The 20,029-nt window shown below is 71.1% G+C and carries 13 protein-coding genes; 9 read left to right on the forward strand and 4 right to left on the reverse strand.

The features are described 5' to 3' along the window. Positions 1 to 116: 116 nt before the first annotated feature. Positions 117 to 3,509, reverse strand: coding sequence for an alpha-L-arabinofuranosidase C-terminal domain-containing protein (locus ACIBVN_RS03465; protein ID WP_397132205.1), 3,393 nt, complete (start codon positions 3,507 to 3,509; stop codon positions 117 to 119). 162 nt (positions 3,510 to 3,671) lie between these two features. Continuing rightward, positions 3,672 to 4,715, reverse strand: coding sequence for a LacI family DNA-binding transcriptional regulator (locus ACIBVN_RS03470; protein ID WP_397132207.1), 1,044 nt, complete (start codon positions 4,713 to 4,715; stop codon positions 3,672 to 3,674). Between the two features lie 204 nt (positions 4,716 to 4,919). On the opposite strand from ACIBVN_RS03470, the gene ACIBVN_RS03475 reads away from it, so the two are divergent. From ACIBVN_RS03475 to ACIBVN_RS03495, 5 genes are all read left to right on the forward strand, one after another. Continuing rightward, positions 4,920 to 6,200, forward strand: coding sequence for an ABC transporter substrate-binding protein (locus ACIBVN_RS03475; protein ID WP_397132208.1), 1,281 nt, complete (start codon positions 4,920 to 4,922; stop codon positions 6,198 to 6,200). Next, positions 6,197 to 7,138, forward strand: a complete 942-nt coding sequence (locus ACIBVN_RS03480) for a carbohydrate ABC transporter permease (protein ID WP_397132210.1) — start codon at positions 6,197 to 6,199, stop codon at positions 7,136 to 7,138. The genes ACIBVN_RS03475 and ACIBVN_RS03480 overlap by 4 nt, the downstream gene beginning before the upstream one ends. Further along, a complete protein-coding gene (locus ACIBVN_RS03485) occupies positions 7,135 to 7,956 on the forward strand; it encodes a carbohydrate ABC transporter permease (RefSeq protein WP_397132212.1) in 822 nt (273 codons plus the stop codon). Before ACIBVN_RS03480 ends, ACIBVN_RS03485 begins: the two co-directional genes overlap by 4 nt. Positions 7,957 to 7,983: 27 nt before the next feature. Further along, on the forward strand, positions 7,984 to 9,486 hold the full coding sequence (locus ACIBVN_RS03490; protein ID WP_397132388.1) for a glycoside hydrolase family 43 protein: 1,503 nt from the start codon (positions 7,984 to 7,986) through the stop codon (positions 9,484 to 9,486). A gap of 79 nt (positions 9,487 to 9,565) precedes the next feature. Beyond that, positions 9,566 to 10,759, forward strand: a complete 1,194-nt coding sequence (locus ACIBVN_RS03495; RefSeq protein WP_397132214.1) for a cytochrome P450 — start codon at positions 9,566 to 9,568, stop codon at positions 10,757 to 10,759. Between the two features lie 26 nt (positions 10,760 to 10,785). Here the strand turns inward: ACIBVN_RS03495 and ACIBVN_RS03500 are convergent, their stop codons facing one another. Further along, complete coding sequence (locus ACIBVN_RS03500) at positions 10,786 to 14,277, reverse strand: protein kinase (RefSeq protein WP_397132216.1); 3,492 nt, start codon at positions 14,275 to 14,277, stop codon at positions 10,786 to 10,788. 88 nt (positions 14,278 to 14,365) lie between these two features. Between ACIBVN_RS03500 and ACIBVN_RS03505 the strand changes: the two genes are divergently transcribed. Genes ACIBVN_RS03505 through ACIBVN_RS03520 form a run of 4 tightly spaced genes read left to right on the forward strand, consistent with a single transcriptional unit; the run spans position 14,366 to position 18,787 of the window. Continuing rightward, complete coding sequence (locus ACIBVN_RS03505; RefSeq protein WP_397132218.1) at positions 14,366 to 15,631, forward strand: CoA transferase; 1,266 nt, start codon at positions 14,366 to 14,368, stop codon at positions 15,629 to 15,631. Between the two features lie 6 nt (positions 15,632 to 15,637). Next, positions 15,638 to 16,378: a 3-oxoacyl-ACP reductase FabG gene (gene fabG, locus ACIBVN_RS03510; protein WP_397132220.1), complete on the forward strand. Its 741-nt coding sequence runs from the start codon at positions 15,638 to 15,640 to the stop codon at positions 16,376 to 16,378. Next, the gene (locus ACIBVN_RS03515) at positions 16,375 to 17,235 is read left to right on the forward strand and encodes a MaoC family dehydratase N-terminal domain-containing protein (protein WP_397132222.1); all 861 of its coding nucleotides are present in this window, start codon (positions 16,375 to 16,377) and stop codon (positions 17,233 to 17,235) included. Before fabG ends, ACIBVN_RS03515 begins: the two co-directional genes overlap by 4 nt. Beyond that, positions 17,228 to 18,787 (forward strand): acyl-CoA dehydrogenase family protein, encoded by a 1,560-nt coding sequence (locus ACIBVN_RS03520; protein ID WP_397132224.1) that lies wholly within the window; start codon positions 17,228 to 17,230, stop codon positions 18,785 to 18,787. The genes ACIBVN_RS03515 and ACIBVN_RS03520 overlap by 8 nt, the downstream gene beginning before the upstream one ends. Positions 18,788 to 18,838: 51 nt before the next feature. On the opposite strand, the gene ACIBVN_RS03525 is transcribed toward ACIBVN_RS03520, so the two are convergent. Beyond that, on the reverse strand, positions 18,839 to 20,029 hold the full coding sequence (locus ACIBVN_RS03525) for an ABC transporter permease (protein ID WP_397132226.1): 1,191 nt from the start codon (positions 20,027 to 20,029) through the stop codon (positions 18,839 to 18,841).

Here is a 20,029-nt window from a genome sequence, read left to right on the forward strand (position 1 = left end):
CTCCTGACTAAATCGGATGATCTCAGAATACCGATTAACAGGCGGGAAATACCGGATATTCCGGGCATGTCGGGCCTCGAGGGAAGCGGGCCCCCGGGGACCCGCCTCCCTTGGGATCAGCGTTCTGTGAGGCGGATGAAGGTGACGGAGTTGGCGGGGAAGTCGTAGGTGAAGGCATTGGAGAAGCCGGTCACCTTCCGCTCCACCGGCTTCACCTTGGCGGGTTCGGCCAGGGAGTTGACGTCGGCCGGCGCGCCGGTCAGCGAGGTGACCGTGGCGGTGGGGCGGACGCGGGCGCCGTCCAGGGCCACGGTGCTGCGCACGCCGATGTCCTGGGCGTTGACGACCTTGAGCGTGACGGAGTCGCCCTCGCTGGAGACGACCTGGTAGAGCGGCTCCACGGTGGCGATGTCGACGAAGTCGTTGATCTTCTGTCCGTCCAGCCAGGTGGTGATCCTGCGCCCGGTCACCTGGATCTTGATCTGGTGGTCGCGGCCGGTCTCGACCGTGGTGGCCGAGGAGGCGATCTGTGTCTTGCCGCCGTTGACGGCCTTCTCGACGGCCGACTGGGTGTTGCCCCAGCCGCCCAGGTTCCACCAGTAGAAGTTGCCGGTGTCGCGTACGCCGAACATGATCAGGAAACCTTCGGCGCCGCCGGTCTTGCGGGCCTTCACCTCCATCGTGTAGTTCGACCAGCCGGGCGAGCCGGCCGTCGAGCGGGCGTCGGTGACGTCGGCGGTCTGCACGTACAGGCCGTCCCGCACGGCCCAGGTGCCCTGGCCGGGCGTCCACTGTGAGGCGTCGCCCGAGAAGTCGTCCGACAGCAGCACGGTGCCGTCGGCGGCGGTCACCTTGACGTCGTCGTAGGCGACCTGCGTGGCCCAGGAGCCGAGCCCGACCGCGCCCTTGATGTCCTCGGCGGGCTTCGCCTCGCCCTCGAACGTGCTTGGCTGGATCCGCTCGCCGAGGTTGGTGGAGAACAGTCGCTGGACGTAGTAGTTCGGCGAGCCGTAGACCTGGTCGTTGTCGAACCAGATGAGGTCCGGGGCCCAGTTCACATAGTCGACGTTGGCCAGCAGCGGCGCGTACGAGGCCAGCTCCACCACGTCGGAGTTGCGCTCGAGACCTGTCATGTACGACGCCTCCGCCAGCGCGTTGCGGAACGTGTTGCCCCTGGAGGCGTACTCGCCGGCGAACACCTTGGGACCGTTGCGGTCGTAGGAGTCGTAGCGGTGGTTGTTGGTCAGGAACCAGTCCGGGCTGTTGTAGTAGTGCTCGTCGACCAGGTCGGCCTTCTGGTCGCGGGCGAACTGCCACATCCGGTCGAACCAGGCGCCCTGCGACGTCTGCCCGGAGTTACTGATGATCTTGATCGACGGATATCTGGCCCTGATCGCCTCGGCGAACTTCGGGTAGTTGGCGAAGAACTCGGGATAGATCTCCTCGTTCCCGAGCCCGATGTACTCCAGCCCGAACGGCTTCGGATGCCCGAGCTGTGCCCGCTTCCTGCCCCACTCCGACGTCACGGGCCCGTTGGCGTACTCGATCAGGTCGAGCGTGTCCTGCACCCATCGGGCCAGTTTGGCCTCGTCGGTGAGCGGCCGGTTCTCGCCGCACCCGTTCACGCCCACCGACAGCACCGGCAGCGCCTCGGCCCCGATGTCCTCGGCGAACTGGAAGTACTCGTGGTAGCCGATGCCGTAGCTCTGGTTGTAGCCCCAGAAGTTGAAGTTGGCGGGCCGCTCCTCGACCGGGCCGATCGTCTCTTTCCACTGGTAGATGCGCCGCCGGTCCTGGTTCACCGAGTACGGGTCGTAGGTGCCGACGTTGGTGACGCACCCGCCGGGGAAGCGCAGGAATCCGGGCTTCAGGTCGGCGATCATCTTGGCCAGGTCCGCCCGCATGCCGTGTCCCTTGAACGTCTCGCGCGGGAACAGCGAGACCATGTCAAGATCGGTCTGCCCGCCCGGGGCAAGCACGATCAGGCGGCCCGCGTCGGTGGTGCCAGAGGCGGTGAACGAGGCCCTGTACCTGGCCCAGCCGCCGGCCTTGACCTCCAGGGTGACCGTGCCGAGCACGTTCGTGCCGTCCTCGACACTCACCGTCAGCGGGCCGCTGTCCGCGCGCCTGGCCCACAGCGACAGGTCGTACTTCGCGCCCGCCTTGAGCGGCAGGCCGCGGTTGAAGCCGGAGTTGGCCACCCCCGCCGTGCCGTCGCCGGTCACGTCGAGCCGCAGGTAGTTGCGGTTGTTGTCGTTCAGCGGCCGGTCGGTCCCGATGGCCAGGGCGGCGGTGGCGCCGCGCTCGACCTCGGTCCAGGCGGTCAGCCCGGTGTAGGAGCCGTGGTCGGTGGAGTTGAACTCGAACGAGCGGTTCTGCACCAGTTCGGCGTAGAGACCGCCGTCGGCGGCGTGGTTGATGTCCTCGTAGAACACGCCGTAGAGGTTGGGGCTGACCTTGGTGCCCTTGGCCTCGGTGTCCACGGTGAGCTTGCCCGAGGTGTAGCCCTCGATGGCGAACTTCGTCGCCGCCGTGCCGGTGACCAGCGTGCCGTCGCTGACGGAGACGTTCTTGCCGCCGGAGGAGAGGGCGACCTTGCCGCCGCCGGCGTCCTTGAGCTGGAAGACCGAGGCGGTCGCGCTCAGCCGCACCTGGCCGGCGGCTTGCAGGTACTTGCCGCTCGCGATGTCCTTGAGCGCCAGGCCGCCGTCGCGGGCCTCGGCGGTCAGGAGCAGGCCGGTCATGGCCGCCTGCGCGGAGGCGCGCACCACGCCGGTCCTGTCCGCCGTCAGGTACGGCGCTCCCGGCGCCTTGAGCGTGAACCGGCCCTGCGGGGTCACCGGCTTGCCCTCGCTCGCCTTGACGGCGACGTAGTCGAAGTCCGCGCGAATGGACGTGCCGTTCTGCGCCGACAGGCCGAACAGCCCGACCTGCTTGACGTCCAGCTTGGCCGTGGTCTTGGCGGCCTGCACCCAGGCGGAGCCGTCCCAGAAGGAGGAGGTGAACTCGTCACCGGTCCTGGCCAGCTTGAGGATCTCGCCGGTCGAGCCTGGCCGGGCCGCGAAACTGGCGGTGTAGGCGGCCCTGACCTCCGTGCCTGTCTCGATCACGACTCCGCCGGCGGAGCCGACGTGGGCCAGCCCGGCACGGACGTAGTTGTCCCAGTCCTGCCAGGCCACCAGTCCGGCGTCCTGGAAGTCCAGCGCGACGGGGGCGCTGACCTTGGTGACCACCTCGAAGTCGCCGGCCGGGATGTCGACGAGGAAGATGTTCTTGGCGTTGTTGCCGCCCTGGTAGGTGTCTCCGGGGGAGGTGTCGAGGTGGAGCGCGCCGCCGGAGAGTGACCAGCGGGAGTCGTCAGGGGACAGGACCGTCCAGTCTTGACCCAGCGTGGTGCCGTCGAACTGGTCGACGACAGCCCCTTCCGGGATCGCGTCGGCCGCGGCCGACGCGGGCGGCGGTGTCAGCAGGCCTGCGACAAGGACAGCGGATAACGCGATTCGGTTCATGAGTGGGGGGCTCCTCGATGACGTCAGCGTTCTCCCGAAGGCGGTTCTGTTAGCGCTAACAACCAGCTGTCGAAGCTAACCGCTGCGATCTGCGTCACGTTAGGCAGCCGTCTTGCGGCTGTCAACCTCCGATGCGTACGGCAATAATCCAGAAAGTTTCGGTCAGCGCGCAGGGGGAGCGGTGCTGCCCCGGATGATCAGCTCGGTGCCCAGCTCGACCCGGCTCTGCGACAGCGGCTCGCCCTGCGCGAGCTTCATGAGCATGCCGGTGGCCGCGGCGGCCATCTCGGTGAGCGGCTGGCGGACCGTGGTCAGCGGCGGGTTCATCCACTCCATCGGGGGCAGGTCGTCGAAGCCGACGACGCTCAGCTCGCCGGGGATGCGCAGGCCCAGCTCATGGGCGGCACGGTAGACGCCGGTGGCCTGCCCGTCGTTGCAGGCGAAGATCGCGGTCGGCGGGTCGGGCAGGCGCAGCAGCCGGTGGGCCTGGGCCCGGCCGCCCTCGATGAGGAAGCCGCCCGAGCCGATCAGGTCGGGGTCGGCGGAAACTCCGGCCAGGTCGAGCGCGGTGCGGTACCCGTCGAGCCGGGCCCGGCTGGGCAGGGCCCAGTCGGGGCCGGTGATGATCGCGATGCGGCGGTGGCCGAGGTCGAGCAGGTGGCGGGTGGCCGACAGGCCGCCGCTCCAGTTGCCCGCGCCGACCGAGGGGAACCCCGGCCCGGGGTCGCCGGACGGGTCGAGCAGCACGATGGGGATGTCGCGGGTGACGAGATGCTCGCGCTGGTCGTCGGTCAGCCCGAAGAACACCCCGATCACCCCCGTGGGACGGCGGCTCAGCACACCGTCGATCCACCCTTGACCAGCCGGTTCGCGGTCCGGCCTGTCGGAGATCACCACGGCCAGGTTGTGCTGGCGCGCTACCTGGTCGACACCCTTGACGATCTCGATCGGGTAGTCGCCGTCCAGCGCGTGGAACACCACCTCCACCAGGGGTGCCGGGCTGACGCGCCGCCGCTGCCTGCGGTAGCCGTGCCGGCGGATGAGGCCCTCGACCAGGGCGCGGGTCTCGGGGGCGACCTCGGAGCGGCCGTTGACCACCTTGGAGACCGTCGCGGTGGACACACCGGCCAGCTCGGCCAGCTGAGTGATGGTCAGCGGCCGGCCGGGCATGGCGTCGGCGTCGAACGGCTCCTCGGTCGCGGTCATGGGGCGCAGTCTAACCCGATTGATTTCGGTGATCTTACGGTCGTGTTCTTGACGGGTTTCGTAATGCCTGCTTAGAGTCCCCCATTAACGATCGGCCCTACAGCCGAAAGTTTCAGGCAAAACCCGCCGTGGACCCCCTCGAAGGAGACTCGTCGGCGCCCGCCACCGCGCTCCCCTCCTCACCCCCACCGGAAGAGAACAACCGTGAAGCTCCGTATCGCAACCCCCGCCGTGCTCGCCACGGCCATCGCCCTGTTCGCCACCGCCTGCGGAGGCGGCTCCGGCGGCACCCCGTCGCAGCCGTCGGGCGACGGCAAGTCGTTCGAGTTCTGGTCGTTCTCCGGGATCAACCAGAAGGCCTCGGTCGACGAGTACCAGAAGGCCAACCCGGGCGTGCAGGTGAAGCTCACCGAGGTGGGCGGCTCGACCGAGACGGCGCAGGCGCTGACGACGGCGCTGGCCGGTGGCAAGGTGCCCGACCTGGTGCTCATCCAGGGCGACGACCTGCCGAAGTTCGTGCAGCAGCCGCAGAACTTCTACGATCTGCGGCAGCTCGGCGCGGACAAGATCAAGGGCGACTACCTCGACTGGGTCATGAGCCAGAGCACCGCCAAGGACGGCACGATCCTCGGCATCCCGACCGACGTGGGCGGCATGGCCATCGCGTACCGGACGGACCTGTTCAAGGAGGCCGGGCTGCCGACCGACCGGGAGGAGGTCGGCAAGCTCTGGCCCACGTGGGACGCGTTCATCGAGACCGGCAAGAAGTACGTCGCCAAGACCGGCAAGGCGTTCATCGACAATGCCGAGACCAGCGTGTTCTACCAGGCGGTCAACCAGGGTCCGCAGAAGTACTACGACCCCCAGGGCAACGTCGTCTACAGCACCAGCCCGCAGGTCAAGACGGCCTTCGACCTGTCGCTCAAGGCCGTGGCGGCCGGGATCAGCGCCAAGCAGACCTCGTTCACCGAGGGCTGGAGCGCGGGCATGGGCAAGGGGCAGTTCGCGGTGATCTCCGCGCCGTCGTGGCTGCTGGGCCAGATCCGCAGGAACGCCCCCGACACCAAGGGCAAGTGGGACATCGCCAAGATCCCCGGCGGAGCCGGCAACTGGGGCGGCAGCTACCTGGCCATCCCCAAGGGCGCCAAGAACGCCAAGGCCGCCTGGGACTACATCAGCAAGATGCAGTCGCCGCAGGGCCAGCTCACGCACTTCCTGGACTCCGGCTCGCTGCCCACGACCCCATCGGTCTACCAGGACCCCAAGCTCATTGCGAAGAAGGACGAGTTCTTCTCCGACGCGCCGATCGGGAAGATCTACACCGAGTCGCTGCTCGGGCTCAAGCCGTTCTACATCGGCCCGGACAGCGCGGCCATCGGCCAGGAGTTCCTGAACGCCATCACCAGCGTCGAGCAGGGCAAGGGTGACCCCGCCAAGGCCTGGGACACGGCGCTGACCAACATCAAGACGGCGATCGGCAAGTGACCGCGACTCTCGACAGGGTCGCGGACGCGCCCACGATCACGACACGGGTCCACCAGAGCGTCGGCGAGCGCATCGCCCCCTACGTCTACATCGCGCCGTTCTTCCTGATCTTCGCGGTGTTCGGGCTCGTCCCCCTGCTGTTCACGTTCTACGTGGCGCTGTTCGACTGGAACCCCATCGGCGAGCACGTCTTCGTCGGCTTCGACAACTTCACCCGCCTGTTCGGGGATCCCCGGTTCTCGAACGCCCTGTGGAACACCCTCAGCATCTGGCTGCTGTCCACTCTCCCGCAGCTGGTGCTCGCGCTGGGCGTGGCGCACCTGCTCAACCGCGCCCGGCTGCGGCTGGCGGTGTTCTTCCGGATGTCGATGCTGGTGCCGTACATCACCTCGGTGGCGGCCACCGCGATCGTCTTCGCCCAGATGTTCGACCGTGACTACGGTCTGCTCAACTGGCTGCTGGGCTTCGCGGGCATCGGGCCGATCGACTTCAAGCAGTCGGTGTGGGGCAGCCACCTGATGATCGCCGTCATGGTGACGTGGCGCTGGTTCGGCTACACGACGCTGCTCTACCTGGCCTCGCTGCAGGCGATCCCGCGGGCGATCTACGAGGCGGCGGCGGTGGACGGCGCGGGCGGGTGGAAGCAGTTCCGCCACATCTCCCTCCCGTCGCTGCGCCCGGTCATCGTCTTCACGATCGTGACCTCGACGATCGGCGGCCTGCAGATCTTCACCGAGCCCCTGCTGATGTCCCGCTCCACGACCTGCGGGGCGATCCGGCAGTGCCAGACGCTCACGTTGTTCCTCTACGAGCAGGCTTTCGGCCAGTTCCAGTTCGGCTACGGCGCCGCCATCGGCGTGGCGCTGTTCGTCCTGATCATCCTGTTCGCCGCGCTCAACTACGTCCTGTCCACCCGCATCCGCCCGGGGAAGTCATGAACGATCGGATCCGCTGGTGGACCTACCTGCTGATCGGCCTGGCCACGCTCGTCTGCCTGTTCCCGCTGTACTGGATGTTCGTGGTGGCCACCACCGACTCGGCGACGGCCACCCAGCTGCCGCCCGAGATCGTGCCCGGCGGCAACTTCTTCGAGCTGGCGGGGCTGGTGTTCTCGACCGTGCCGTTCGTGCGCTCGATCATCAACAGCCTGATCGTGGCCGGGACGATCGGCGTCGGGCACGCGATCCTCTGCACGCTGGCCGGCTTCGCCTTCGCCAAGCTGCGCTTCCCGGGCCGGAACGTGCTCTTCCTGATCGTGGTGCTGACCATGACCGTGCCGACGCAGCTCGCGGTCATCCCGCAGTACATGATCATCTCCTCGCTGAACTGGGTGGACACGCTGCAGGCGCTCATCGTCCCGGGTCTGGCCAGCGCGTTCGGCATCTTCTGGATGCGCCAGCACCTGTCCTCGACGATCAGTGACGAGATCCTGCAGGCCGCCCGCATCGACGGGGCGAACAGTTGGCAGATCTACTGGCGCATCGCGTTCCCGCTGGTGCGGCCGGCCGCCTTCGTGCTCGGACTGCTCGGCTTCGTCTACTCGTGGAACGACTTCCTGTGGCCGTTCATCGTGCTGAAGTCGCCCGAGATGTACACCGCGCAGATCGCCATCAAGGCGCTGCAGAACAGCTTGGACATCGACCTCGGCCTGGCCATGTCGGGCTCGTTCCTGGCCACGCTGCCGCTGGTGGTGCTGTTTATCTTCGTCGGCCGCCGCATGGTGGCCGGGATCATGGACGGCGCCTTCAAGGGCTGAGCTCTCCGGAAAGGCCTCAACGTGCAGATGTACGACAACCCGGTGGTGGCCGGGTTCCACCCGGACCCCAGCGTGTGCCGGGTCGTCGAGGACTATTACCTTGTCTGCTCCAGCTTCGAGTACGTCCCCGGCGTGCCGATCTTCCACAGCCGGGACCTCGTGCACTGGCGCCAGATCGGCAACGTGCTCGACCGGCGCTCGCAGCTGAACCTGCCCGCGGACGTGCCCGCCTCGGGCGGCGTCTTCGCGCCGACGATCCGCCACCACGACGGCCGCTTCCACATGATCACCACCAACGTGGGAGCGGGCGGGAACTTCGTCGTCACCGCCGAACGTCCCGAAGGCCCCTGGTCCGACCCCGTCTGGATCGACCTGCCCGGGGTCGACCCCGACCTGGCCTGGGACGAGGACGGCTCGTGCTGGTGCACCACCTCGGGCAACCAGGTGGCGCGCATCGACCCGGCCACCGGCAAGGTGCTGGAGGGGCCGTACCCGATCTGGTCGGGCACCGGCGGGAAATATCCGGAGGCGCCGCACCTCTACCAGGTGGACGGCTGGTGGTACCTGCTCATGTCCGAGGGCGGCACCGAGCGCTGTCACGCCGTGTCGATCGCCCGTGCCCGCTCGCCGCGCGGGCCCTTCGAGCCGGGGCCGGTCAACCCCATCCTGACGCACCGCGGCACTGACCGGCCGATCCAGAGCACCGGCCACGCCGACCTCGTGCAGGCCGCCGACGGCACCTGGTGGATGGTCCTGCTCGGCACCCGCCCGCGCGGCTACACGCCGGAGTACCAGGTCCTCGGGCGGGAGACCTTCCTCGTCCCCGTGCGGTGGGAGGGCGGCTGGCCCGTCGTGGGTCCGGTCGAGGAACGCCACCCCGCGCCCGCCGCCTGGCATCCCTTGCCGGCGGAGCCGTACCGCGACGACTTCGACGCCGGCGCGCTCGCGCCGTACTGGATCTCGCCGCGCAGCCGCCCCGACGGGTCCTGGTCGCTGGGCGAGCGGCCCGGCTGGCTGACCCTGCACGCCACCGGCCCGACGCTCGACCGCCCCGGCCACACCTTCGTGGGGCGCCGCCAGCAGCACCACGACTGCCGCGTCGCCGCCCGCCTCGATCCCGGAGCCGGCCCCGGAACTGGCACGGCCGGGCTGTCCGTGCGCCTGGACGAGGCCCACCACTACGACCTGGAGGTGAGCGGGGGCCGGGCGCGGGTGATCGCGCGCATCGGCCCGGTGCGCCAGTGCGTGGCCGAGCGGCCGGTCCCGCCTGGACCGCTCACCCTCACCCTCGACATCCGCACCCGCGACGTCCTGCCGCCCTCCGTCATCGAGCCGGTCGCCGAGCCGACGGGCGCCGGCGGCAGGGGGCCGGACACCATCGCCTTCTCCGCCGGCGGCGCCGTGCTGGCCTCGCTGGACGGCCGGTACCTGTCCACGGAGGTGGCGACCGGCTTCACGGGGCGGGTGATCGGCATGTACGTCACGGAGGGGAGCGCGGCCTTCGACTGGTTCGACTACCAGGGTAATTAAGGAGCTTGCCTTATTTAGGTGATCTTCTTAGGGTTGGCGGTGACTCGTCAACGACATTGGGGGCGCCATGTCTGACACCATGCCCGATTACCCCTTTCCCCGGGCAACCGCTCTGGAGCCGCCGCAGGAGTGGGCCGAGTTGCAGGAGCGCTGTCCCGTGGCCCACGTACGGCTGCCGAGCGGCGACTCCGCCCAGCTGATGACCCGCTACGACGACGTCCGCGCAGTGCTCGCGGACACGCGGTTCCAGCGCGGCGGCGAGGGCGCCGCGCGGGTGTCCACGACGGAGGACGGCGGGATCTTCTCCCGTAACAGCACCACGAGGTTCAGGGAGGGCGAGGACCACCTACGGTGGCGGCGGCTGCTCAGCAAGTCCTTCACCATCCGCAAGATGGAGGCGTGGCGGCCACGGGTGCAGCGGATGGCCGACGAGCTCGTGGACGGCATGGTCAAGTCCGGCTCGCCGGCCAACCTGTCGCTCCGGCTGGGCCTGCCGCTGCCGGTGCGGGTCATCTGCGCCCTGGTCGGCGCCCCCAGCCATGACCAGGACAAGTTCGCGCACTGGTCGCAGGTCATGCTGACGCTGACGCGCTACACGCAGGAGGAGGTGCTGAAGACGTACGAGGAGTTCGGCGCGTACGTCTCCGCCCTGGTCGAGGAGAAGCGCGCGAACCCCGGCGACGACCTGCTCAGCGAGCTGACCCAGATCTCCGACAGCGAGGACGGCAGGCTCAGCCACGAGGAGCTGATCACCACGGTGATGGCGCTCCTGCTGGCCGGGCACGAGACCACCTCCAACATGATCGCCATCATGGCGGCGATGCTCCTGTCGGAGCCGGAGCGCTACCAGGCGGTCATCGACGACCCCGAGCTCATCCCGGGCACCGTCGAGGAGGTCCTGCGGCTGGACACCACGCTCAGCGTGATCGGCTTCCCCCGCGTCGCCACCGAGGACAGCGAGTTCAGCGGCACCGTCGTGCCCGCGGGAAGCACCGTGATCCCGTGCCGCCCCGCGGCCAACCGGGACCCGCGCAAGTTCGACGACCCGCAGCGGTTCGACCCGCGCCGCGAGAACGCCGGCCAGCACCTGAGCTTCGGCGCCGGCCCGCACTACTGCCTCGGCCAGCCGCTGGCCCGCCTGGAGCTGCAGGTCGTGCTCGGCACGCTCACCCGCCGGCTGCCCACCCTGCGCCTGCGCGACAGCGCCGGCGAACTGCGCCTGCGCACCGGACTGCTGTCGGGCGGGCTCCAGGACGTCTGGGTCGCCTGGTGAGCGAGTCCGTCGCACTCGGCGCGGTATCAGGGGCAGATCCTCCGATATGGCACTCCCGTGATGTGATGCCCCCATTCGGCCGTGGTGAGCGGGCTCCCGGCCCGTGAGCACACGGCCGCCGCCACCTTGTCAGGTGCTACAGGTTGCTCGCGTAGCGCGCCGGTGCCGTCGAGGATCAGCAGGCTCGACCCGTCGGCTGAGAACGTCAGCCCCGTGAGCCCTTCCAGGTTCCCGTCCCGCAACGTGCCCAGGCTCGTCCCGGCCGCGAGGTCGAAGAGCTGCACCCGCCCGCCCTGCGTGCCGATCGCGATCACGTCCTCGCGCGGCGATCTGGCGGCCACGTCGCCGCCGTTGAGCTCGCCCCGCGCGACCGGCCCGACCTGGCGCCGGGTGGCGGCGTCGTACACGGTCACCCGGCCGCGCGTGTCGGCGATCGCCACCGACCTGCTGTCGCGGGTGAACACGACGTCCGTCACCGTCGTGCCCCGCCCGGTCCCTCCGAACGGGGACCCGAGACTCTTGCCGGACGCGGCGTCGAAGAGCCGTTGAGCGTCGGCTGCCACCGCGAGCGTCCGTCCGTCGGGGGAGAACTCCAGGTCGCGCACCCCCTCCACGTCCGCCTTCCACACCAGACGGCGGCTCCTCCAGTCCCACACCGTCACCGCGCCCCTCTCGGACGCGGCGGCGAGCCTCGTGCCGTCGGGGTTGAAGGCCAGGACCTGAGAGGCGGCGGGCTGCGCGTACTTCCACGTCGCCACCGCGCGCCGCGCGGCCACGTCGAGCACGGTGATGCTCTCGTTCCCGCCCACGGCGGCCAGCCGCCCGTCGCCGCTGAAGGCCGCGCCCTCGATCCCGTCGCTGTCCGGCCTCTTCAGCACGGCCCCGCCGAGCGCGCGCCGCGGATCGCCCAGCAGCACCGTGGTGAGGTCCTCGCCCGCAAGGAGTTGCCGCGCGCCGGGGCCGAGCCTGGCCCACGCCCACGACACCGCCGTCTTCGGCGCGCGGGTCGCCAGGTCGCTGAGGTCCACCGTGAAGACGCGGTCCTCGTTCAGGTAACGCAGCGTCCCGCCGTCGAAGGCGGCCTGCGGGAACGGCGCGGTGTCGAAGTCGGAGCCGCTGATCAGAGGCAGTGTCGTGAGGTGCTCGGGGTCACCTCGCCAGACCTGGATGCCCGTCCACGTCACCGAGGCGAGCAGGCGCCCGTCAAGGCCGAGGATCACCTCGCCGCGGTTCCAGACATCGGGGCCGTCCTGCCCGAGCGTGCCGCTGCGGCCGTCGGCCAGCGAGGTCTCCTGCAGGCCCCTGCTGAGCGGCTCGAGCAGCGAACGCCCGTCAGGGGAGACCGCCACCGGCAGCCCGCACGTGCCACAGCGGTCCGCGTACGGGCGCGTGCTCTCCACGGCGAGCCCCGGCAGCCTGAGCCGCTCGACCCGCCCGCGGCTCTCCGCGTAGATCGCGTCGCCGGACGGCGTCATGGGCCCCAGCGACTTCGCCGTCCGCGTCCGGCGTCCGGTTTCCAGGTCCCAGAGATGGTCGACACCGTTGATGAGGAGCATCGGATATCTGTCGACCGTTCCGTACCGGACATGGACCGGGATGGAACGGCCCGCGCGGAGCGTCGAGGACCCGATCAGCTCGCCGTCGCGCAGCCGCCACACGCGGGCCTTGCGGTCGGTGGCCACCAGCACCTCGCGGCCGCTGGGCGAGAGCGCGGCGGCCAGCACCCGCTCGCCTGCCAGGCCCAGCTTGGCGATCCCACCCGCCCGCCTGCCGGTGCGCACGTCCCAGAGCCGCACGGCGTCGTCGCTCACGCTCGCCAGCGTCCGCCCGTCCCGGCCCAGCATCCGCAGGACGTCGCCGGAGGCGGCGGGGTCCTTGAACATCGCCACCTCGCGCTGCGCCAGGGCGGCCGTCAGCGCCGCGCGCGTCTGCGGCGTCGCGTGCAGGCGCCAGGACGCCACGCTGAGCAGCATCGCCGCGCGCGGGTCGCTCTGCCGCAAGGTGTCCGCGAGCTGCGCCAGCCGCGCCGCCTCGGCCTGGTCGCGCTGCGCCGCGATCCGGCCGGCCCGCTCGTCGGCCAGCCTGCCCTGCTGCACGGCCAGGCCGGCGGCGACCAGCGCGATCACCAGCAGGCCGGCCAGGCTGAGCGCGAGCAGGCGGTTGCGCCTGGCCCGGCGCCTGGTCAGCGCCGCGCTGGCCTCCAGGAAGTCCCGCTCGGCCGGTGACAACGTGATGTTCCGGCGCGCGGTGGCCGCCCACTGCAACGCGTTCTCCAGGCTGATGCCCTGGAGCAGGGCGCCGTCCCTGCGCCCGGCCCGCTCCCACCGTCTCGCCCCGGTGAGGATCTCCTTGTGCACGGGCAGGCCGTCCCTGTTGGCCTCCACCCACCGCCGGAACCTGGGCCAGGCGTGCGGCAGCGCGGGACGCAGCAGCCAGACCTCCTCGTCCTCGCGGCCCAGCAGGTACTGGAACACCTGCAGGATCCGGGTGATCGACGCCACGTCGGGCAGCGCCCTGCCCTCCACCAGCTCCGACACGGAAGCCCGGCGGGCCGACAGGCGGCCCTGCTCGTCCACGGTGACCAGCCGCAGGAAGACCTCCGCCGCCAGCTCCTGCTCCTCGGTGCCGAGCAGCCCGTACGCGTCCTCGGCCAGCGTCCCCAGCGCCGGGTCGTCGGCGGCCACACCGATGTGCGCGGCCTCCCTGCCGCCCTGGGCGAGCAGGTGCTCGGTCTCGGCCCGCGCGTCGCCGCTGACGAGGGAGAGCAGGAGCTGCCGGGCGGTCGGCCGCTCCAGCGGCTCCTTGGCCAGGGCGGCGGCCACCAGCGGGCGCAGCGAGGCCGGCAGGACGCTCAGATCGGGGTTGTCGGACAGCACGCGGTGCATCACCCCGCCCAGGCTCTCGGCGTGGAACGGGTCCTCGCCGGTGGCCGCGTACAGCACGATCCCGCCCCACGCGAACACGTCGGCCGGCATCCCGGCCCGGTGCCCGCCGAACACCTCGGGCGCCATGTACGTGGGCGTGCCCGTGACCAGGCCGGTCGCGGTCAGCGACATCTCCGCGGTCCTGGCGACGCCGAAGTCGATCACGCGCGGGCCGTCGGGGCCGAGCAGGACGTTGTCCGGTTTCATGTCGCGGTGGATCACTTCGGCGTCGTGGATCGCGGTCAGCGCCGTCGCCACGGCCGTCGCGAGCCGGTGCAGGTCCCCGCCGGTGAAGCGCCGCCCGCCGGAGATCGCCTGGCGCAGGCTGGGGCCCTCGACGTACTCGCTGACGATGTACGGCCTGGGCCCGTCCAGTCGCGCCTCGATCACCGGCGCCGTGCAGAACTCCGCGACCCGCTGCGCCGCGGCCGCCTCTCTGGCCAGCTGGGCCGCCTGGTCCCCGTGCAGCACCTTGACGGCCACGCGCCTGCCGTCCTCGGCGTACGCCTCGTACACCACGCCCTGACCGCCCGCCCCCAGCCGCCCGGCCAGCCAGTAGCCGCCGAGCCGCTGGGGGTCCCCGTCGATCAACATGTCCACGGGCTATTGGACGCAGGCTGCTCCCCGAAGGTTCTGGCACTCATGGGGACAGCCTGGCCTGAGTCCCGGGTATGGGTGGATCATGGCGTTCATCCGATCGCGGCCGCTGAGCGGCATGCGCGTCATCGAGATCTCGACGTACGTGGCCACCCCGTTGAGCGGGATGACGCTGGCGCAGCTGGGCGCCGACGTGATCCGGATCGAGCCGATCGGCGGCGCCCCCGACCGCACCCGCCGGCCGCTGGCCGAGAGTGGGACGAGCCTGTACTGGTCGGGGCTCAACAAGGGCAAACGCGCCATCGAGGTGGACCTGTCGTCCCGGCAGGGCCGCCGGCTCGTCGCCGACCTGGTCGTCAGCGGCGGGCTGCGCGGCGGGATCGTGGTCAGCAACTCTGAGCGGCACCCGGAGCTGTCCTTCGAGGCGTTGCGCGAGCGCCGCCCCGACGTGATCCACGTGCTGCTCACCGGCCGCAGGAACGGCGAGACCGCGGTGGACTACACCGTCCAGGCGGCCACCGGCTTCCCCCAGCTGACCGGACCGGAGGAGGCGGCGCAGCCGGTGAACAACGTGGTGCCCGCCTGGGACCTGGCCGCCGGGCTCTACCTGGCGGTCGGGCTGCTCGCCGCGGAGCGGCACCGCCTGCTGACGGGCGAGGGGCAGCAGGTGCGGGTGGCGCTGGAGGACGTCGCCCTGGCGAGCGCCGGAAACCTCGGCTACCTCGCCGAGGCGCAGCTGAGCGGCACCCCGCGCGAGCGCTGCGGCAACTACGTCTACGGCACGTTCGGCCGCGACTTCACCACTGCCGACGGCGGGCGGCTGATGGTCGTGGCGCTCACCGTCCGGCACTGGCGGGACCTCCTCGCCGCGACCGGCCTCACCGAGGTGGTCTCCGCGCTGGCCGCCGCGCTCGGGGTGGACTTCGGCGACGAGGCGGAGCGCTACCGGCACCGCAAGCTGCTCGGCGACCTGCTCGCGGGCTGGTTCGGGACGCGTACCCGCGCCGAGGCCGAGTCGGCCCTGCGCGCCACCAGCGTGCTGTGGTCGGCGTACCGGAGCTTCACCGAGCTGGCCGCCCTGCTGCCGGGGAACCCGCTGATGGGCAAGGTCACGCAGCCCGGGGTCGGCGAGCACTGGGCGCCGGGATCGCCCGTGGTGATGGACGGCGAGCAGGCGCTGCCCGAGGCGTCGCCGCTGGTCGGCGAGCACACCGGCGAGGTGCTCAGGGCCGAGCTGGGGCTGTCCGCCGCGCAGCTCGCGAAGCTGCGCGAGGACGGCGTCATCCGGGACGCGGGCGGGCATCAACCCGATCGCGCGGAACACCGTGAAGAGACGAACGAGAGAAGCTGATCATTCATGACGCTACTGGCCGGCAAGACCGCGGTCGTCACCGGCGGCGCCCAGGGCATCGGCCTGGCCATCGCGGAGATCTTCGTCAAGGAAGGCGCGAAGGTCGTGCTCGGCGACCTGAACCTGGACGCTGTGGAAGCGGCGGCCAAGGAGCTCGGCGGCCCCGCGACGGCACGGGCGGTGCGCTGCGACGTCACGAGCGCCTCCGACGTGGACGCCCTGATCACGACCGCTCTGGAGGGCTTCGGCTCGCTGGACGTCATGGTCAACAACGCCGGGATCACCCGCGACGCGACGATGCGGACGATGACCGAGGAGCAGTTCGACCAGGTCGTCGACGTACATCTCAAGGGCACCTGGAACGGCACGCGCAAGGCGGCCGCGATCATGCGTGAGCAGAAGAGCGGCGCGATCGTGAACATCTCCTCGCTGTCGGGGAAGGTCGGCATGGTGGGTCAGACCAACTACTCCGCCGCCAAGGCCGGGATCGTCGGCCTGTCCAAGGCCGCCGCCAAGGAGCTGGCGCACCACGGCGTGCGGGTCAACGTCATCCAGCCGGGCCTGATCCGTACGGCCATGACCGAGGCGATGCCCCAGAAGGCGTGGGACGAGAAGATGGCGGAGATCCCGATGCGGCGCGCGGGCGAGGCGCACGAGGTCGCCACCGTCGCGCTGTTCCTGGCCTCCGGCTTGTCCTCCTACATGACGGGCACGGTGCTGGAAGTGACCGGCGGACGGTTCATGTGAGCTGGGAACCGCACACCGTCACCACGACGGAGACGCTCGACCCCCATCCCGTCGCGGCGCTGTCGGCCCTGTTCGACGACGGCGCGCCCACGCCCGGCCCTGGAGACGCCCTGCCGCCGCTGTGGCACTGGCTCGCGCTGGCCCGCTGGCCGCTCTCGTCCGCGCTCGGTGTGGACGGCCATCCGGCGCGCGGGTCGTTCCTCCCTCCGGTGGAGCTGCCGCGGCGGATGTTCGCGGGCGGCGAGGTCGTCTTCCACGCCCCGCTCACGGTGGGGAGCACGGTACGCCGCGAATCGTACGTCGACTCGGTCACGGAGAAGTCGGGGCGGTCGGGCAAGCTGGTCGTCGTGGCCGTCGCCACCACCCTGTACGACGAGAGCGGCCGGCTCGCGATCGAGGAGCGGCAGGACCTCGTCTACCGCGACTCCGGAGCGGTCTCGCCCGCGGCGGAGCCGGCCGTCCTCGACCCGGCCGGCGCACCCCTCACCCGGACCGGGGAGTGGGCCTGGAATCTCGCCACGGACCCGACGCTGTTGATGCGGTTCAGCGCGGCGACGTGCAACCCGCACCGCATCCACTACGACTGGCCGTACGCCACTCGCGTCGAGGGCTATCCCGGCCTGGTGGTGCACGGGCCGCTGATGACGCTCGCCCTGGCGGAGGTGCCGCGCCTGGAGGGGCAGGCCGGCCGGGTCCTGCGCGTGCGCCACAGGAACCGCCGGCCCCTGTTCTGCGGCCGGCCCGCGCTGCTGCGGCGGGTCGAGGACGCCGAGCCGCTCACCCTGGGGGTGTTCGGCCCGGATCACGAGCCCCACAGCACCTTGACGATCGAGCACGAAGGGGCGGGCCATGGGTGACGCGGACGCCCGGGCGCGGGCCGTCGTCGACGTGCTTCGCTCCGTCGTCGCCGGGGCGGCGGCGCGCATCGCGCCGGCCGGCCGTGACCTTGACCGGGACCAGGCCGTCGCGTACGACGTGGCGTCGATCTCGTCGGCGGTCGCCGCGGCCGGCGAGCTCATCGAGCACGACGCGGACCTGGCGCTGCTGTACGCCGCCGACGTCGCCGCGGACCTGGCCGGCCGGATGACCGGCAGGCAGTCCCAGTGGGGCGTGGGCAGGACGGCACTCGACGGCATCGAGGCGGACCTCGCCGCCGGACGCGACCCGGCCTTCCTGGAACGCGTGGCCGAGCGGGTCATGGCCACCCGCGAGGCGGGGCCGTGTCGCCTGTCCGACGAGCTGCGGCTGGTCCGCTCCGCCTTCCGCGAGTTCGCCGAGGACCGGGTGGCCCCGGTCGCGGACCGGATCCACCGCGACGACGAGGACATCCCGGCCGGCATCATCGACGGGCTCGCGGACATGGGCTGCTTCGGGCTGTCCATCCCGGCCGCGTACGGCGGCGGCGCCGAGGGCGGCGAGCTGCTCAGCATGGTCGTGGTCACCGAGGAGCTGTCCCGCGCCTCGCTCGGCGCCGCCGGCTCGCTCATCACCCGCCCCGAGATCATCGCCACCGCGATCGCCCGGGGCGGCACCGAGGAGCAGAAGCGGCGCTGGTTGCCGCTGATCGCCTCGGGGGAGCGGCTCTGCGCGGTCGCGGTGACCGAGCCTGACCACGGCTCCGACGTCGCCGCGATCACCACCAGCGCGGTCAGGGACGGCGGCGAATGGGTGCTGGACGGCGTCAAGACCTGGTGCACCTTCGCCGGCCGCGCGCACTACCTCCTGGTCCTGGCCCGTACCGATCCGTCCGGTCACCGGGGCCTGTCGCTCTTCGTGGTCGAGAAGCCGTCCTTCACCGGTCACGAATGGCGGCTCACCCAGGAGGGCGGCGGAGCCGTCGAGGGGCGGGCGATCCCTACCCTCGGCTACCGGGGCATGCACTCGTTCGAGGTCCGCTTCGACCGCTGGCGCGTCCCGGCGGCCGACCTGATCGGCCTGGACGAGGGCCTCGGCCGCGGGTTCTACCTGCAGATGCAGGCGTTCGCCAACGCGCGGCTGCAGACCGCCGCCCGGGCCGTCGGCGTCATGCAGGCGGCGTTCGAGCTCGCCGTCGACTACGCGAGCCAGCGGCCGGTCTTCGGCCGCCCGCTCGCCGGCTACCAGCTGACCCGCGCCAAGATCGCCAGGATGGCCGCGTGGATCGCCGCGTGCCGTGCCTTCGCGTACGCGGCGGCCCGCGCCGTGGCGGACGGCGACGGCCAGCTGGAGGCCGCGCAGGTGAAGCAGCTCGCCTGCCGGGCGGCCGAATGGGTCACCAGGGAGGCGCAGCAGCTGCACGGCGGCTACGGGTACGCGGAGGAGTACAGCATCTCGCGGCTGTTCGTCGACGCCCGGGTGCTGTCCATCTTCGAGGGCGCCGACGAGGTGCTCGCCCTGCGCGTCATCGCCCGCCGGCTGGCGAAGCCCTGAACCGCCTGGTGCGTCAGGCCGAAATCGCGGGCCCAGGCCAGGGCCGCGCCGTCAGGTGCTCAGTGCCACGGTCGGGGGGACGCGGGCCGCGCGGAGCGCCGGATAGATGCCGGCCAGCGCGCCGATCACCACCGTGATGCCCAACCCGCCGCCAAGCGCCCACAGCGGGACCACCGTCGGCAGCCCGTTGAGCTGGGCGTAGACGAACGTGGCCAGCGCCCCGAGCAGCACCCCCGCCCCGCCGCCGAAGGCCGACAGCAGCAGCGCCTCGACCAGGAACTGGTTGCGCACCTGAGCCCTGGTGGCGCCGAACGACCTGCGCAGGCCGATCTCCCTGCGCCGCTCCAGCACGGCGACCACCATCGTGTTGGCCACCCCGACGCCGCCGACGAACAGGGCGACCGCCCCCAGCCCGAGCATGAGCCCGGTGAACGCGCCCGCCGCGGCGGCCTTGGCCTTCAACGCGTCCGACGGCCGGCTCACCTTGGCCTCGTTCGGGCTCTCCGGGCTGACCGTGCGGGCCAGCACCGCGCGCACGCTCTCCACCGCCTCGTCGGCCGAGCGTTCGTAGACGGTGGTGGGGTGGCCGTCGTGGTTCAGGTACTCCTTGGCCGCGGGAAAGCCCACCAGCGCCGACCGCTCCACCTCCTCGGCCAGTGGCGTCTTGTCCAGGACGCCGATGACGGTGAACCACCTGTTGTCGATCCAGACCTGGGCGTTGGGGGTGAGCAGGCCGAGCCGTTCCGCGGCCACCGCGCCCAGCACCACCACGGGCTGGCGTTCGGTGGCGGCGTTGAGCCAGGTGCCCCGGCGTACCCGGCCGTCGAGGGTGGTGAGCAGGTCGAGGCTGGTGGCCTGGACCGTGATGCCCAGGGAGATGCCGCTGGGGATGAGGTCGTTGCGGCGGACCGTGGTGCCGGTCTCGGCGGTCTGGCTGGCGCTGGTGACGCCGTCGATGCGTTTGACCATCTCGGCGGCGTTCTTGGGGAGCTTGACCTTGTCGCCGAAGAGGCTGTCGCCGGGGGAGACCCTGAGCAGGTTGGTGCCGAGCTCGTCGAGCTGGCGCAGCAGCTTCTCCTGGCTGGAGGCGGAGATGCCGACCACGGTGACCATGGTCGCGATGCCGATCGCGATGCCCAGCGCGGCGAGGATCGCCCTGGCCGGCCTGGCCCGCAGGCCCGAGGTGCCGAGCCTGGCCATGTCCGTCGTCCGCAGCCGCGCCGGGCGCAGCGCCGTGCTCAT

Origin of the sequence: Nonomuraea sp. NPDC049400 (assembly GCF_044466425.1) — a bacterium.
Classification (GTDB): domain Bacteria; phylum Actinomycetota; class Actinomycetes; order Streptosporangiales; family Streptosporangiaceae; genus Nonomuraea.